The 16613-nt window shown below is 71.9% G+C and carries 12 protein-coding genes and 1 pseudogene; 11 read left to right on the forward strand and 2 right to left on the reverse strand.

Annotated elements, in window-relative coordinates; all coding sequences use genetic code 11:
• Positions 1-165 precede the first annotated feature (165 nt).
• Complete coding sequence (locus tag EJG53_RS26430) at positions 166-645, forward strand: GNAT family N-acetyltransferase (RefSeq protein ID WP_125046937.1); 480 nt, start codon at positions 166-168, stop codon at positions 643-645.
• A gap of 27 nt (positions 646-672) precedes the next feature.
• Here the strand turns inward: EJG53_RS26430 and EJG53_RS26435 are convergent, their stop codons facing one another.
• Positions 673-1914, reverse strand: coding sequence for a styrene monooxygenase/indole monooxygenase family protein (locus tag EJG53_RS26435; RefSeq protein WP_125046939.1), 1242 nt, complete (start codon positions 1912-1914; stop codon positions 673-675).
• A gap of 210 nt (positions 1915-2124) precedes the next feature.
• Here EJG53_RS26435 and EJG53_RS26440 point away from each other — a divergent pair, with 210 nt between their 5' ends.
• From EJG53_RS26440 to EJG53_RS26450, 3 genes are all read left to right on the forward strand, one after another.
• Positions 2125-5064 (forward strand): alpha/beta fold hydrolase, encoded by a 2940-nt coding sequence (locus EJG53_RS26440; protein ID WP_125046941.1) that lies wholly within the window; start codon positions 2125-2127, stop codon positions 5062-5064.
• A gap of 203 nt (positions 5065-5267) precedes the next feature.
• On the forward strand, positions 5268-6053 hold the full coding sequence (locus EJG53_RS26445) for an ABC transporter permease (protein ID WP_244955676.1): 786 nt from the start codon (positions 5268-5270) through the stop codon (positions 6051-6053).
• Between the two features lie 140 nt (positions 6054-6193).
• Positions 6194-6751, forward strand: coding sequence for a hypothetical protein (locus EJG53_RS26450; protein WP_244955351.1), 558 nt, complete (start codon positions 6194-6196; stop codon positions 6749-6751).
• A gap of 103 nt (positions 6752-6854) precedes the next feature.
• Here EJG53_RS26450 and EJG53_RS26455 read toward each other — a convergent pair whose 3' ends face one another.
• On the reverse strand, positions 6855-7874 hold the full coding sequence (locus EJG53_RS26455) for an alpha/beta hydrolase (protein ID WP_125046943.1): 1020 nt from the start codon (positions 7872-7874) through the stop codon (positions 6855-6857).
• A 323-nt stretch (positions 7875-8197) separates the two neighbouring features.
• Here EJG53_RS26455 and EJG53_RS26460 point away from each other — a divergent pair, with 323 nt between their 5' ends.
• The 7 genes and pseudogenes from EJG53_RS26460 (at position 8198) to EJG53_RS26490 (ending at position 16315) form a co-directional block, all read left to right on the forward strand.
• Complete coding sequence (locus EJG53_RS26460; RefSeq protein WP_244955352.1) at positions 8198-10453, forward strand: FUSC family protein; 2256 nt, start codon at positions 8198-8200, stop codon at positions 10451-10453.
• Between the two features lie 245 nt (positions 10454-10698).
• Positions 10699-11778 carry a rod shape-determining protein gene (gene mreB, locus EJG53_RS26465; RefSeq protein ID WP_125046945.1) on the forward strand — a complete coding sequence of 360 codons (1080 nt, stop codon included), beginning with the start codon at positions 10699-10701 and terminating at the stop codon, positions 11776-11778.
• 214 nt (positions 11779-11992) lie between these two features.
• On the forward strand, positions 11993-12517 hold the full coding sequence (locus EJG53_RS41205) for a DUF4288 domain-containing protein (protein ID WP_280526784.1): 525 nt from the start codon (positions 11993-11995) through the stop codon (positions 12515-12517).
• Positions 12518-12897: 380 nt separating this feature from the next.
• A pseudogene (locus EJG53_RS26475) lies at positions 12898-14544 on the forward strand (sensor histidine kinase); the annotation flags it as partial.
• Between the two features lie 323 nt (positions 14545-14867).
• Entirely contained in the window at positions 14868-15275 is a 408-nt protein-coding gene (locus EJG53_RS26480) for a roadblock/LC7 domain-containing protein (RefSeq protein ID WP_030018953.1), read from the forward strand.
• 73 nt (positions 15276-15348) lie between these two features.
• Positions 15349-15711 carry a DUF742 domain-containing protein gene (locus EJG53_RS26485; RefSeq protein ID WP_031004537.1) on the forward strand — a complete coding sequence of 121 codons (363 nt, stop codon included), beginning with the start codon at positions 15349-15351 and terminating at the stop codon, positions 15709-15711.
• Positions 15692-16315: a GTP-binding protein gene (locus tag EJG53_RS26490; protein WP_031004535.1), complete on the forward strand. Its 624-nt coding sequence runs from the start codon at positions 15692-15694 to the stop codon at positions 16313-16315. The genes EJG53_RS26485 and EJG53_RS26490 overlap by 20 nt, the downstream gene beginning before the upstream one ends.
• The last annotated feature ends 298 nt before the right edge of the window (positions 16316-16613 follow it).

Here is a 16613-nt window from a genome sequence, read left to right on the forward strand (position 1 = left end):
AGGGGCCGGAAGGGCCCGTGGCGTCCCGCCGCTCCCCGCCGTCGCGGAAAACCCGTCGTAATACCGGGGAACCGTTCTGGCCGGATGACGCATGATGCTGCGTATGAATGACGAACAACAGCCCACAGGAGCCGTGGAGATGCAGCGTGCCGCGGCAGGTGCTCCATGACGAGGGCCCCGGTGATCCGCCACGCGGTCCGTACGGACCTGGCGGACGTGGTCGCGCTGGCCGCGGAACACGCCGCGTACGAACGGTCCGCGCCGCCCGCCCCCGACCTGGAGGAGCGGCTCGCGGACGCGCTCTTCGGGCCGCGGCCGCAGTGGCTGCGCTGCCTGGTCGCCGAACTGTCCGGCGGCGAACTCGCCGGGTACGCCACCTGCTCGACGGCCTTCGACACCTGGCAGGGCCGCGAGTACCTGAACCTGGACTGCCTCTACCTGCGCGCCGAGCACCGCGGACTCGGGCTTGGCGCCCTGCTGGTCGAGGCGGTCATCGGCCAGGGCAAGGCGCTGGGCGTCGCGGAGATGCAGTGGAACACGCCCGACTGGAACGCGGGAGCGATCCGCTTCTACGACCGGTTCGGCGCGACCCGCAAGGACAAGAAACGTTTCACGCTGGCACTGGAGACGGGCGGCAGAAGCTGAGAGCGGGGGCCGGCGGGCTGCCGGCTCTCACCTCTTGCTGCCCGCCGTGGCGCTGGCCAGGTAGGACTCGGCGAGCGCCGCCGTCATCAGCCAGTCGTGGAAGTCCGCCGGATCGGCGTACCCGTTGACGAAACGGTGCGCCACGGCGGGGTGTTCGGCGGCGGCCACAAGCAGCCGCTGCACATGCTGCGGCAGCGGTTCCAGCATCAGGTTCGTGAACTCCGTGACCTGCCGGGCGTGCCGCCAGAACGCGGCGAAGGCCGACCGCATCCACTCCGGATCGAAGGGCGCTCCGCCGCGCTCCAGAATCATCTCCAGGTAGACGGCCGCGCCGCGGGCCGCGGTGTTCGAGCCCTGGCCGGTGATCGGGTCGTTGGTCACGACCGCGTCCGCCATGCCCAGCACGTACGTGTCCGGCGCGACCTCGGCCACCGGATGCCGGACGACGGGGGTGACCGCGCCGTACAGCGTCGCGCCCGCGTCCGTGGGCACGGCGTCCTTGCACAGCTCGTACTCCCCGGGCGTATACGTACGCAGCAGCCCCAGCGCGCGGGACACACAACTGTCCGGCGACGGCTGGTCGTGCCAGCAGTCGAACGGCCCGCCCGGCAGCGCCTCGAACAGCACGGTGCCGCAGGGCCCGCCCGTCGTGAGCGCCGGCAGCACGAAGACCTCGCCGGCCCCGGCCACCGCGTTGATCCGCGCCTGCGGCTCCGGTTCGCCGGCCGGCGCCACGATGCCGCGCACGTACACGCAGGCCAGCGTGCGCTGCGGCCGGTCGAAGGGGCAGTACAGCGGATTGCGGGCGAAGATCCGGGTGAGGTCGCCGCGCCCGGAGGCGACGATCGTCAGATCGTGTTCGGCGGCGAGCGCGGGCAGCAGGGCGGGGGTGACGGAGCCGTACCGGACCCGGCCGCCCCTGGCCTCGTACAGACCGAGCCAGCCGGCCGTCTTCACCCGCTGGTCGACGGAGTGCGGCGGCTCGTCGAACTGCCCGGTGAAGGTCAGCGCGGACTTCCCGGGCGGATCCCACACCGTCACGCGCAGCGTACTCACGCCGGGCGCGGTCGCGTCCCAGAGATTGAGCCCGGCGGCGCGCTCCAGGCGCCGCGCCGGACCGAACATGAGCTGCGTCGACATCACCCGCCCGGCGCGCACTTCCTGCGCCGTACGGTCGGTGACCAGCGTGACGTCGTAGTCCGCGGCAAGGAGAGCCAGGGCGAGATGCAGCCCCGCCTGCCCAGCGCCGACGATGGCGATCCTGCGCATTGCTGCCTCCCCTGGGCCGACCCGGCCCGCCCCACATCGTCTTTTGTAGCGGCGGGGTGGTGCGGTGTACAGAGGGCCACAGGGCGCACGGGCGCGTCGCGCGTACTACGGGCGCGGTACGTGCGGCGGCGGCCGTACTGCCGGAGGAGGTGTACGGGTTCGCCCCGGCGGCTCGGTGGCCCGCGGCGGAACGTCCTTAGGATTCACCGTATGACTTTCCGACTCCGCGGACGACGGCTGTACGCGACGGCGGCCGTGCTGGCCGTACTTGCCGGGTCAGGCACGTGGGCGGCCGTGGCCGCGGACGACCCGCCCGCCGTGCACCGGGAGGACCGGACGTTCGCCATGCCCGAGAGCGCCGGGGGCGCCGACGGGAGCGGTGGCGGGGATAGCGGCAAGGGGACCGGCGGGGGCGAGACGGGCGGTTCCGGGGAGGGCAAGGTCCGTATCGACGCGTCCTTCTTCACCGCGGGCGGTACCGGCCGCCGTCCCGCCGTCCTCCTCGGGCACGGCTTCGGCGGCAGCAAGGAGTCGGTACGCGGCCAGGCCGAGCAGCTCGCGCGGGACGGGTACGCCGTGCTGACCTGGTCGGCGCGCGGCTTCGGCAGGTCCACCGGAAAGATCGGGCTCAACGACCCGGACCGGGAGGTGGCCGACGTCCGCCGGCTGGTCGACTGGCTGGCGAAGCGTCCCGAGGTACGGCTCGACGGCGCGGGCGACCCACGGGTCGGCGTGGCCGGAGGCTCGTACGGAGGAGCGATCGCGCTGCTGGCGGCGGGCTACGACAAGCGTGTCGACGCGATCGCCCCGCAGATCACGTACTGGAACCTGGCCGACGCGCTCTTTCCCAACGGCGTCTTCAAGAAGCTGTGGGCCGGGATGTTTTTCTCCACGGGGTCGGTCGGTGCGGCCGAGGGGAGTGAGGGATCTGGGGCGGCTGGGACGACGGGGGGCTCGGGAGGCGGCAGCGGCGGTGGTGCCGGTGGCGATGCGGGTACCGGTGCCGGCTCAGGTTCCGGTGCCGGATCGGGCGCCGGTGGCAGTGGGAAGTCAGCCGAGGAAGCCGCGCCCCCGCCTCAGGACAGCACCGACGGATGCGGCCGGTTCGAGCGGCAGTTGTGCGAGATGTACGAGCGGGTCGCCGTCTCCGGCAAGCCCGACGCCGCCGCCCGCGCACTCCTCGCAGCACGCAGCCCCTCCGCCGTCGCGGACCGGATCAAGGTTCCGACGCTCCTGATGCAGGGCAGAACCGATTCACTCTTCCCGCTCGGCCAGGCCGACGCGATGTACCGGGCACTCCGCGAGAACGGCGCCCCCGTCTCCGTCGACTGGCTCGCCGGCGGACACGACGGCGGCGACCGCGAGACCGGCCGTCTCGCCGACCGTACGAAGGCGTGGTTCGACCGCTATCTGAAGGACGAGAGGGACGCCGACACCGGGCCTGCGTTCCGCGTCAGCCGCGGCGGGGCGGTGGACTCCACCAACGGCGCCGCCCGGCTGCGCGGCGCGAGCGGCGACCGCTACCCCGGCCTGGACAACGATCCGCAGCCCGTCCGCCTGACCGGCCGCGAACAGCGGTTCGCCAATCCGGCCGGGGCGAGCCCGCCGTCCATCTCCACGGTGCCCGGCGTCGGCGCGCTCAACAGCCTCTCCAGTGTCGGCGCCGGTCTCTCCCTCGACTCCCCGGGCCAGTACGCCCGTTTCGAGTCGCAGCCGCTCCGGGACCCGCTACGCGTCACCGGCGCGCCGACCGCCCGCGTACGCATCGGTTCCACCAGCGACGACGCGGTGCTCTTCGCCAAGGTGTACGACATCGGGCCGAACGGCAGCAGCCGGCCGGTGCTGCCCGCCGGGCTCGCCGAGCCGTACCGCATCACCGGCGCCAAAGCCGGCAAGAGCGTCGAACTGCGGATGCCGGCCATCGACCATGAGTTCGCGGCCGGACACCGGCTGCGCCTGGTGCTCTCCTCGACGGACCTCGCGTACGCCTCGCCCGCCGAGCCCGCCACATACACCGCCTCGCTCGAAGGCGGAAGCGGCGAAGGCGGGAGCGGCGAAGGCAGCGGCGTCCTGAACGTGCCGACCGCGCCCGCCGTCAAGAGTGCGGCGGCCCCGCTGCCTGCGTGGACCTGGGCGCTGCCCGCCGCGGGCGCGGTCGTCGCCGTACTGCTCCTGCTCGTAGGGCGGCGACGGGCCGCGGCCGGCGCACCCGACCCGGACCTGGCGGACGTACCGCTGCAGATCACCGGCCTGAGCAAGCGGTACGCCAAGTCCGCCGACCGCTACGCCGTACGGGACCTCTCCTTCCGCGTCGAGAAGGGCCAGGTGCTCGGGCTGCTCGGGCCGAACGGCGCGGGCAAGACCACCACCTTGCGGATGCTCATGGGCCTGATCGGGCCGGACGCCGGGGAGATCCGGGTCTTCGGGCACGCGATCCGGCCCGGCGCGCCGGTGCTGTCGCGGGTCGGCGCGTTCGTCGAGGGCGCCGGTTTCCTGCCGCATTTGTCCGGACGCGCCAATCTGGACCTGTACTGGCAGGCCACCGGGCGCCCGGCCGAGGACGCGCACATCGACGAGGCGCTGGAGATCGCCGGGCTGGGCGACGCGTTGCAGCGCGCGGTACGCACGTACTCCCAGGGGATGCGGCAGCGCCTGGCCATCGCCCAGGCCATGCTGGGCCTTCCGGACCTGCTCATCCTGGACGAACCGACCAACGGGCTAGACCCGCCGCAGATCCGCGAGATGCGGGACGTGATGATCCGGTACGCGGCCGGTGGTCGCACCGTGATCGTCTCCAGTCATCTGCTGGCCGAGGTCGAGCAGACCTGTACGCATCTGGTCGTCATGGACCGTGGCCAGCTCGTCCAGGCGGGGCCCGTCGCCGACATCGTCGGTACCGGCGACACCCTGCTCGTCGGTGTGGAGGGCGGCGAACCGCTGTCCGACGTCCTCCTGGACAAGGTGGCCGCGCTGCCCGGCATCGCGGCGGCCGTCCGGGCCGACGAGGGCATGCTCGTCACGCTCGACGGCACGACGAGCACCTCGCGCCTGCTGCCCGAACTGCTCCGGCTGGAGATCCCGGTGGCCCGCATCGGCCCCCACCGGCGCCTGGAAGACGCCTTCCTCACCATGATCGGAGGTGACCGGTGACCCCCGTCACCGAGCCCGGCAACGACGGGCAGCCCGCGCGCTCCGGTGGAACCGCGCCCTCCGGCGGGCCCACGCTCGCCGACGAGCCCGCGCGCGCCAGTGGTTCCACGCTCTCCGGCGGGCCCGCGGGCTCGTCCGTGTCCGGCGCGCCGCACGCTCCCGGTTACCGTCCGCGCCGGACCCTGCCGCTGCGCGTCGAGGCGATGCGGCAGCTCAGACGGCGCCGCACGCTGGTCATCGGCGCGATCCTGGCGGTACTGCCGTTCGTCCTGGTCGCGGCCTTCGCGATCGGCGGCGAACCGGGCGGCCGCAACAACCGGATCACCCTGATGGACACCGCGACCGCCTCCGGCGCCAACTTCACCGCGACCGTCCTGTTCGTCTCGGCGGGCTTTCTGCTCGTCGTCCCCGTGGCGCTGTTCTGCGGGGACACGGTCGCCTCCGAGGCGAGCTGGTCCTCGCTGCGCTATCTGCTCGCGGCGCCCGTCCCGCGCACCCGGCTGCTGCTGAGCAAACTCACCGTCGCCCTGGTCTTCAGTGCGGCGGCGATGGTGCTGCTGCCGCTGGTCGCCCTCGGCGTCGGAACCGCCGCGTACGGATGGGGACCGCTGCAACTGCCGACCGGAGGCGCGCTCGCCGCCGGTGACGCGCTGCCCCGCCTCGCGCTCGCCGTCGCGTACATCTTCGTCAGCCAGCTCGTCACGGCGGCCCTCGCCTTCTGGCTCTCCACGGTGACGGACGCGCCGCTGGGCGCGGTCGGCGGCGCGGTCGGCCTGACCATCGTCGGCAATGTGCTGGACCAGGTCACCGCCCTGGACCAGTGGCGCGACTTCCTGCCGGCGCACTGGCAGTTCGCCTGGGCCGACGCGCTCCAGCCGCAGCTCGACGGTACGGGCATGCTCCAGGGGGCGTCGGTCTCCGTGGCGTACGCGCTGGTGCTGTTCGCGCTGGCGTTCCGGGGGTTCGGGAAGAAGGACATCGTGTCGTAGCGGGCGGGGGCTGGACGGCTCGTTGCTCCAGTCGGGTGGTGGACGGGAAAGCCCGCAACCATCCCGGGCTCCCGGCTGTCTCAGTCGGTGAAGACCGGCAATGCGCACATAGGACAGAAGTCGGAAGTCGAGGACATCTCATGCCCCGTCACGCTTCGCGCACCACCGCCACCGGCACTGCCACCGGTGCGGCCTCCAGCACCGCCCCTGCCGCTACCGCCACTGTCATCGCCATCGCGACCGCCGTGGCCCTCACCCTTACCGTGGCGCCCGCCGCCTCCGCCACTCCTGCGGCCGCCACCCCGGCCGCTTCCGCCCAGGACGCTTCCGTACAGCAGCAGTCCCGGGCGGACCTGCGTACCGACCCGAACGGCCGCTACACCGCCGAAGAGATCCGCCGCTTCCTGGTCTCCTTCTACGGAAAGCACGGCCCCAGCGCCTGGGCGCGCGAACACCAGGTCTCCGCCGAGCTCAAGAAGAAGGCAGCCGAGACGCCCGACTACGACCTGCTGCTGTGCGCTCAGAACACACCGCGCGACATCTCCGTGGGCAAGGTCACCACCGCCCAGTCCGCACGCGTCGGCTGGGCGACCATCACCACGTACTGGAGCGGGAACCGCAGGGAGAACTTCACCGCGTACGTGGACCTGGACGCTAAGCAGCCCATCGCCTTGCTGGACGTGGCCTGCTCGGTGTGAGAAGCGGCTGAGGCGCGGCCCCGGGGCGCGAGGGCGGGGCGCGAGGAGGAGGGGACGCGATGCCGTGGGTCGGACGGGACCTGTGCGTGGGGAGGGGCGGACGTTACTCCGCCGGCCCCTGCATATGGGCGCTGACCCACTGCATCGTGCCTTCGCCCATGCCCTTCACATAGGTGTCGGCGCCGTGCATACCGCCGGCCACCGTCTGCAGCCGCGTCTTGACCGGGCCGCGTCCGTAGCGCGCGATGAACTTCCTGACCTTCGGCACGACCGTGGCTTCCTTGGAGCCGTCCTGGAAGGCCAGATAGACGTCGGGCCCGCCCTTGGCGATCAGCCGCTGGGCCAGGACCTCGGGGTTGTTCTCCCGCTCCTCCTTGGCGTGCCCGCGCCACAGCGGTGAGTCCGGCACGATGTCCGGGCCGCTCGGTATCGCGGCCTTGAACGTCTCCGGGTGCTGCAGGACGTTCTTCAGCGCGGCGAAACCGCCGGACGAGGAACCCATGATCGCCCAGCCGTCCCGGCCCTTGAGCGTACGGAAGTTCTGCCGGACGAAGTCGGGCACGTCCTCGTTCAGCCAGGTGCCCATCTTCGGCTGGCCGGGTATGTCGCTGGCGTCGTAGTACTGCTTGGCGTTGGGGTTGAGCACCGGCATCACGACGATGAAGGGCAGGCTCTTGCCCTCCTTCGACCACTGCGCCAGATTCTCCTCCAGCTTCAGGTCGCCGCCGATCCAGTAATTGACCGGGTAGCCCTCGGCGCCGGGCAGCGCCATCAGGACCGGGAACCCCTTGTCCGCGTTCTTCTTCTCGTAGTACTCCGGCGGCGCCCATACCCACACCTTCCCGGTGAACCCGGACTTCGGGCCGTGGTATGTGGCCACCCCGATCGGGGTGTCGTCCCCGGCGCCGCCGACCTTGCGCTGCTCCTTGAAGCTGATCGGGTCGGTCGGCATCTGGGCGAGCGACGCCCGGCCCGGCCGCTCGGCGCCGTGCGAACCGGACCCCTGGGCGTCACCGAACCGCACCGGGGTGTCGTCGGATCCGCCCGAGCTGCAGCCGGCGGTGGCGGCGAGAGCGGCCAGGGTGGTCAGGACGACCACTGGGGGGAGAAGGGTCTTGCGCACGGGGAATTCTCCTTGCTGAGCGGGCCGGAGGGCGTCCGGCTGACGAGCAAGAGGGTGCGGCCGGCACCGGGGTTTCCCTTCCCGGCGGTCGTGTTGCCCACGCGGATCGGGACCGTCGGCGAGACACGTCTGTGACCTGCGCGGTTTACCCGCCACAGAAACCGCCTTTACGGTGATTTTCTCGGCGAATCGTCGGGCGGGGCGCTGATGCGGGCGGTCGGCCCGGCCCCTGCGTCAACCCGTCCGAGTTCCCGCCGCAACCCGTCCACAAACCGGCCCAGATCATTCCGTTTCGGCGCTTCCGAGTACGTATTCTCGGGGGCATGACCTGGTCGCGAGCGCTGAAGAAGACCGCCCGCTCCGGGCTGACCATCGAGAAGGCCAAGCTCACCCCGCTGATCGCGATCCGCGGCTCGGTCGGTGTCGCGATCGTCATCGGCCTGTGCCTCTATCTCGGCAACCCGGCCCTCGCGGTCTCGTCGGCCTTCGGCGCGTTCGCCGCCGGCATCGCCACCTTCCAGCGCAGTTGGCGGCCCCGGCCCGTACTGGCCCTCGCGGTCGCGGGCGGCCTCTCCGTCTCCACCTTCCTCGGCTACCTGGCCGCCTCGCACATCGTCGGCTTCCTGGTCCTGCTCTCCCTGTGGACCTTCCTGGCCGGCCTGGCCTGGTCGGTCGGGCCGGTGTCCGGACTGGTCGGCACCCAGACCGTCTCGGTCATGCTCGTCACCGTCACGCTGCCGACCTCGATCCTCGGCGCCCTGGAGCACGCGGCCATCATCGCGTTCGGCGGGTTCGTCCAGGCCGCGCTGATCGTGCTCTTTCCCGTACGGCCATGGGGTGTGCAGCGCGACGCGCTCGCCGACGCGCTGGCCGCCGAAGCGGACTACGCGCGCCGGCTGCGGCACGACCCGGTGGCCCCCTTCGACCCGCAGCCCCTGATGGACGCGCGCCTCGCCTCCGCCGTGACCCCGCGTCAGGCCAAGCGCCGTCCCGTCCAACTGCACGGCCCCCGGGCGCTGGCCGAGCAGGTCAGGCCGGTGCTGGCGTCGCTCGCCGACCCGGTCGTCGGCGCGCCCGTGGAAGGGCCCGAACGCGACCGGGCGCGCGAACTGCTCGGCGCGGCCGCCACCGTGCTGGACGCCGTCGCCACCGCCATCCGGCGCGGCAAGCCCGTACGCCTGCCGCCCGAGGCGATGGCCACCCTCGAAATGCCGCAGGACGGTGACGGGCCGCGGCTGACCGGTGCCGCCCGCCGCTCCGCGCTGCGGCTGATCTCGCTGCTCGCCGACGCCGTGGAGTTCACCGACGAGCCCGTCCAGGCCACCCGGCCCACCACCGAGGCGGAGCGCGGGCATCTGCTGCGCCCGAGTGTGCCGAAGCTGGTGCCGGTGGCGCTGCGTGCCGTGCGCCGTGAGATCCGCTGGTCCTCGCACATCTTCCGGCACGCGCTGCGCGTCAGCGCGGTGGCCGCCGCGGGGTACCTCATCGGCCAGGCGCTGCCCTTCGGCCACGGGTACTGGGCGCCGCTGGCCTCGGTGATGGTGATGCGGCCCGACTTCGGGCAGACGTACTCGCGCGGCGTCGCACGGTTCATCGGCACCCTGGTCGGCGTCGCGGTGGGCGGCGCGATCATGGGCCTCACCCACCCGAACCTGTACGTCAGCGCGGCGCTGGCGGTCGTGTGCGTCCTGGCGATGTACCTGCTGATGCGTACGGGAGTGTCGGTGACCTCGGCGTGCGTCGCCGCGTACGTCGTCTTCCTGCTCGGCATCGCGGGCGCCGGCTGGGAACAGACCGTCCAGGAACGGGTCGTCCTCACCCTCCTGGGCGGCCTGCTGGCCATGCTGTCCTACGCGCTCTTCCCCGCCTGGGAGACGCCGCGGCTGCGCGAACGGCTGGCCCAGTGGCTGGAGGCCAACGGCCGGTACGCCATCGCCGTCTTCGACAGCTACGCGCGGCCCGCCGAACGCCGTCCCCGCCAGGTCCGCGAAGCCCTCCTGGACGCCCGCGCGGCCCGCGCCGCCTGGGAGGAGAGCGAGGCGCGCGCCGAGAAGGAGCCGGTGCGCCACCGCGGACTGTCGTTGAGCGCGGCGGCGTCGGCTCAGTCCGCCTTGTCCACGATGGGCCGGGTGACGATGATTCTGGAAGCGCACCTTCCGGACAAGGACGCGGAACCTTCACCGGGGGCCCAGACGTTCACCGAAGAGCTGCGCGAGTCCCTGCCGCGCGCGGTCGACGCCGTACGGGAGCGGCGCGACCTGGACTGGAGCGCGTTGCGCGCCGTATGGGAGGAGTGGGCCGCGCAGTCCGAGACCCGAGGCGTCGCGCTGCGCGGCGCCGAACTGCTCCTGGACGCGCTGGACGACCTGGCCGAGGCCCTGTCCCGCGGCCCCGGCGGCAGGAACCGGGCGACGCGGGGAGCAGGGGACACGGGAGGGACGCGGAGAGTGGGAGACACGGGAGGAACGCGGAAAGTGACGGACACCGGAGGGAGACGGGAAGTGGGGGACACGGGAGGCGCGAGGGCGGTGCGGGAGAACGGCGGGCCGGGCGTCTCGCGGACGTCGGCGTCGGGCTGAACGCGTCGGGCATCCCTCGGTGCGCCGAACCGCTCGGCGCCACCCGGAACCATTCGGCACCGCCTGTAGTCTTGATAATTGCCCGCAAATGGCGCCATTGGCGAGCTTGATGAGCGTGACGAGTTCGGTGGACCTCACCGCCCGAGCGGCTCAGCGAGCCATCCGTGCCGCCCGGGGGCGCGATGTTCGAGGACCCTGCGCGCGGGGCCCTGTCGTCCAGTCGAGAGAGAGCAAGCGAACCTCCCATGGCGTCCAGCACTTCGTCCGGTACGTACGACATAGGCATCGACCTGGGCACCGCCAACACCCTGGTCTACTCACGCGGCAAGGGCGTCGTCCTGAACGAGCCGTCCGTCGTCGCCGTGAACGCGGCCGGCGAGGTGATCGCCGTCGGGTCGGAGGCCAAGCGCACCATCGGCCGCACCCCGTCCGGCATCACCGCGATGCGCCCGCTCCAGGAGGGGGTGATCGCCGACTTCGACGCGGCCGAACAGATGCTGCGCGCCCTGATGAAGAAGGCGCTGCCCACCCGCCGCTTCTCCAAGCCGCGGGTCGTGATCTGCGTGCCGTCCGGCATCACCGGCGTCGAGCGGCGGGCCGTGATCGACTCGGCGCGCAGCGCGGGCGCCCGTGAGGTGCATCTGATCGAGGAGCCGATGGCGGCGGCGATCGGCGCCGGTCTGCCGGTGGCCGAGCCGGTCGGCTGCATGGTGGTGGACATCGGCGGCGGCACGACCGAGGTGGCCGTCGTCTCGATGGGCGGCATCGTCACCGCCCAGTCGGTACGGGTCGCGGGTGACGCGCTGGACGCGGCGATCATGTCGTACGTGAAGAAGAAGCACTCGCTGGCGATCGGCGAGCGCACCGCCGAGGACATCAAGATCGCGATCGGTTCGGCGGCCTGGACCCCGGTCGACGTGGACGAGGAGGGCGAGCCCGAGCGCCGCACGTCCTACACCGTACGTGGCCGGGACCACGTCAGCGGGCTGCCGCGGATCCAGGAGATCACCGAGGAGGAGATCCGCTCGGCACTCGCCGAACCGGTGGAGGCGATCGTCCAGGCCGTACGCCGCACGCTCGACGAGTGCCCGCCCGAGCTGTCCGGCGACATCATCGAGCACGGCATCGCGCTCACCGGCGGCGGCGCGCTGCTGCGCGGCCTCAGCCAGCGGCTGCGCCAGGAGACGGGCGTACCGGTGGTGGTCGCCGACGACCCGCTGGACTGTGTGGTCAACGGTACGGGCCGGTGCGTCGACGAATTCGCCTCGTTGCAGGGGCTGCTGGCCGGAGCGATGGAGCAGCCGCGCAAGGCCGTACGGCTCTGAGGCGCGCGGCGTCGTGCCGAACCGGCCGGGCCCGCTTCCCGTCCGTCCCCCGCCGGAAGCCGCCGACGTGCGGTAACCCCTGGAACGGGTGAAGATGATTGCGCCGGCTGCGAGGCCGGTCGCGGTGAGTCACCGTTCACCCTGGAGGAACGATCATGCCGAACCGGTTGGCGCTCATGATCGACACGGGGCCGGTTGCGGGAAGCCGGTTCCCATGCTGAACGCGAAGGTCTTCCATCCGGCCGAACGGGTGCGGACGGGCGCGGTCCCGCAACGCCGCTGGGCCGTGGCACATGCCCGATTCACAGCCGAGGACGGTGAATGCGCCGTGGCAACCGGCGGACAGCACGAGCCCCGGGACAGCGGGCCCAGGCCGTACATTGCGGTGGTTCTCATGGAGTCGCCGGGCAGGGGTGGCGGCGGATCGCCGGGCGAGGGTGGCGGCGGATCACTGGGTGAGCGTGGCGGCGACCCGTTGTACGAGGAGAGCGTGCTGCTCGTGTACGCGACGGACGAGGCGGACGCACGGCACCGGGCCGAGCGGCGAGCCCGCTCCCGGGAGGCGAGCTACCTCAATGACCGGGGCGAGACCGTGTCCTGGTGCTTCAAGTGTGTGGTGGACGTGAGCGCGGCGCTGGACGAAGACCTGACACAGGACGCCGATCTGTACGCACGGCACTTCCGCGACTACGCGGCCTACGAACGCTTCGAACCGCTGCTGTCGGGCGAAGAACTCTGACCGGACGCGGATGCCGGACGGACCGGATACGGACGCCGGACGGAAAGCGCCGACGTCGCACGGCGGGTAACGGGAAATCGGTGACGGCCGGAGCCCGTTCACCTTGAATCCAAAGGCGATCCGGCTCAAGGCCACCGGTTCTTCATCCGCTTGTCGCGGCACGCACTCCACCGCCGACCACTCCGGCGGAGTGCGCGGATCCGCCTGCGGAAGCCGAGGAGTGACCTGGCGTCAGTCCTTGATCAAAGGCGGTTATGCTACTACCGGCCCAGTGTATGAAGGCAGTTACCGCAGGTACCTCTGTGGCGGCGCCGAACGGGGAGCTGGGGCCCGCTAGACGTCCTGTGATCTGTCGATGTTTTGAGGGTTTTAGGGTGCAGATGGTTCGAGAAGGATCGTCGCCCGAGGGGCCGCGTCCTGCCTCGGTTCTCGCGTGGATACTGCCCGCCGCGGCGACCGCCGTGGCCGCGGCGGTCGCCGCAGTGACGGTTCCCCCGCAGGCGACCACGCCGGTGGTGTGGATCGGTGCGGTCGCCACCGTGGCGGTCGCGCTGGTCACCGGCGAGGTCACCCGTCGCGGCCGGGCGCTCGCCGCGCTCCGCGCGCAGGCCGCGGCGCAGCAGGCGGCGCTGGGCCGGCAGGAGGCCGAGACCGTACGGCTGGCCGAGGAACTGCTCCCCGAGGTGGTGGCCCGGCTCGGCCGCGGCGAGTTCCCCGAGGACGTGCACGCGGCGATCACCGAGGAGGTGACGCGGCAGGGGCGGGAGTCGGGGCTGACGCCCGAGTTCACCGCGGCGCACCAGGCGGTGCTGCGCTCCGTCCTCGACGCCGTCGTCGCCGAGGAGGACCTGCGCGAGTCCGCGCAGCGCGCCTTCGTGAACATCGCCCGCCGCGTGCAGGCGATCGTCCACCAACAGGCGCAGGAACTGCGGGACATGGAGGACCGGCACGGCCAGTCCCCGGAGGTCTTCGGCGATCTTCTGCGCCTTGACCACGGTACGGCGCTGATCGGCCGGCTCGCCGACTCCATCGCCGTGCTCGGTGGCGCGCGCCCGGGCCGTCAGTGGAGCCGCGCGGTCCCGCTGTTCAGCGTGTTGCGTGGCGCGATGTCGCGAATAATCGACTATCAGCGCGTCGAGTTGCACTCCGTTTCGGAGGTCGCGGTCGTCGGCACCGCCGTCGAGCCGCTGATCCACGCGCTCGCCGAGCTGCTCGACAACGCCACCCGCTACTCCCCGCCGCAGACCCGCGTGCACCTGACCGCCGTGGAGGTGCAGTCCGGTATCGCCGTGGAGATCGAGGACGGCGGTGTCAGCATGAGCGAGGAGGCCCGTGCGCGGGCCGAGCGGATGCTCCAGCAGGCGCAGCAGGGCATCGACGTCAACGACCTGGGGGAGACCCCGCGGCTGGGCCTCGCCGTGGTCGGCCGACTGGCGCAGGCGTACAACTTCCATGTGTCGCTGCGGCCTTCCGCGTACGGCGGTGTCCGCGCGGTGCTGATCGTTCCGCAGGACCTGATCACCACCGCCGCGGCGACCGGCCGGGCGCACGGCATCGGCGCGTCCTCGGGCCCGCGTACGGCCCGTACGGAGCGCCGCGAGGTGAACGCGGCCCCGCAGGCCACCGGCCCCCGGCACGCCGCCGCGACCCCGGCCGTACCGCCCGCCCCCGCTCCGGCCGCGTCCCGGAACGCGGCTCCGGCCGCGCCGTCCGTACCCGGGGTGTCCGCGCCCGCCGCCGCGGCGGCGCCCCCGCAGTTCCGGGACGATGTCCGGGAGGAGACCCAGGATGACCTCCCTCTCGTGACCGAGCGGACCGCCAACGGGCTGCCGCAGCGGCGCCGCAAGTCCCGTGTCACCGCGCCCGTGCCCCCGGCGGCCCCCGGCGCCCACGCGGCGCCCGCGCCCACGTCTCCCGCCGCCGGGACGGAGGAGGCCGCGCCGGTACAGCCCGGTATGTGGCTCGCCGCGTTCCAGAGCGGTCTGTCCGGCGAGAGCGGGTCGGGTGCGTCGGGACAGTCGCAGCCGCAGGCGCAGTCGTCCCGAGGGCAGCAAGCCCCGGCGTCTGCCCATGCCCAGGCTCAGCCGCACGCCCAAGCCCAACCTCACGCCCAGCCTCAGCCTCAGCCGAACCACGACCAGTACGGCCGGCCGGACCAGGGCCAGTACGGTCAGCCGGCCGACGGCCGACAAGGTCAGCCGGCCCAGTGGGGCGGGACCGCCGAGCGTCCCGGACCGGATGCCGGCTGGGTCGGCCACCCGGGCCCGGGCGCCGGTACGGGGACTTCAGTCAGTGCCGCAAGTGCAGCCAGTGAGAAGAGTGACGAGTCGTCGGAAAAGAGTGAGTAGCCATGATTCAGCACCGGCCCAACATGGACTGGATGCTCAAGGATCTCGCGGAGAGCGTTCCGCAGACCCGTCACGTGGTCGTGCTGTCCTCGGACGGCCTGCGCATGGCCCAGTACGGTACGGAGACCGATACCGCCGACCGTCTGGCGGCGGCCTGTGCCGGACTGCAGAGTCTGGCGGGCGCGGTGTCCGCGGAGTTCCCGCACAGCGACGGCCGGATGCGCATGGTCGTGATCGAACTGGACGGTGGCTTCTTCTACTTGATGGCGGCGGGCGCCGGCGCGTACCTCGCCGTCCTGGCCGATGAGGGTGTGGACGCCGGGCTGATAGGTCAGCGGATGCGGGACCTGGTGGCCCGTATCGGCGAGCACCTCAGCAGCCCACCGCGCCACGACGGACAGGACGCATGAGCGGGCGCAGCGAACGGATCGGCCGGCGGCACGGGCCGCGCGCGGGTACGGCGGGGCGAAGCGGGGACACGGCATGAGCGGAGCGGACCAGGACTGGGAGGAACAGAGCCCCGAGCGGCTCTATGTGATCACCGGTGGGCGCAGCGGCGCCTCCGGCCACACCACCTCCCTCGACCTGGTCACGCTGATCGTGTCGAAGGCCGGACCGAAGCCGGGGATGCAGCCGGAGCAGGCGTCGATCATGCGGCTGTGCCATTCCCCGCTGTCCGTGGCGGAACTCTCCGCCTACCTGCAGTTGCCGGTCAGCGTGGTCACCGTCCTGCTCGGTGACCTGCTGGCCGACGGGCGGGTGGTGGCACGCGCGCCCGTACCTCCCGCCCAACTTCCCGACCGTGCCCTTATTGAGGCGGTGATCCATGGACTTCAAAAGCTCTGAAACGCTCGTCGAGCGCCCCGCCCAGGGGCCGCGGAGCGAGGACGAACTGCCCGAGACGGCCGCCGCCGCGGTCAAGGTCGTGATCGTGGGCGGTTTCGGGGTCGGCAAGACGACCCTGGTGGGGTCGGTGAGCGAGATCCGCCCGCTGACCACTGAAGAAACGATGACCCAGGCCGGTGTCGGCGTGGACGACATCGTCGGTGTCGAGCGCAAGACCTCGACGACCGTGGCGATGGACTTCGGCCGCATCAGCCTCAACGACGAACTGGTGCTGTACCTGTTCGGTACGCCGGGCCAGCAGCGCTTCTGGTTCCTGTGGAACGGGCTGTTCGACGGCGCGCTGGGCGCGGTGGTCCTCATCGACACCCGTCGCCTGGAGGTCAGCTTCGACGTCATCGGCCGCCTGGAGGAGCGCGGCGTCCCCTTCGTGGTCGCCATCAACTCCTTCCCGGACGCCCCCGTGCACGCCATCGAGGAGATCCGGGGCGCCCTCGACCTGCCCGCCGAGGTGCCGATCATCGACTGCGACGCCCGGCTGCGTACCTCCAGCCGTGACGTACTGATGACGCTGATGCGGTATCTGCACTCGCTCGCCGGGAACTGATCGACCGCAGCCGTCGGCTGGTTGATCGCCGATGTTCGTACGCTGGCCGTTCGGAGTTGCTTTCTGAACGGCCAGCGTACGTATGCGGGGGAGGGGAGGGAACGGAGGCGTCCGTTCCCCGTCGCCCGGTACCGCCGCCCCCACCCCCCATGGTGTCGCTGGGTCCCCCCTCAAGTGGGGTGCCGACGCCCTCGTTACCGCCACGCTCCGCCCATAGCGTCTGAGCAGCCGAAACATCGGCGAGCAAGCGCACGGCCGGAGGGGTTACGGAAATGATCAGGCTTCGCCCGCGGGACAG

It is taken from the genome of Streptomyces chrestomyceticus JCM 4735, assembly GCF_003865135.1.
In the GTDB taxonomy this organism is placed as follows: domain Bacteria; phylum Actinomycetota; class Actinomycetes; order Streptomycetales; family Streptomycetaceae; genus Streptomyces; species Streptomyces chrestomyceticus.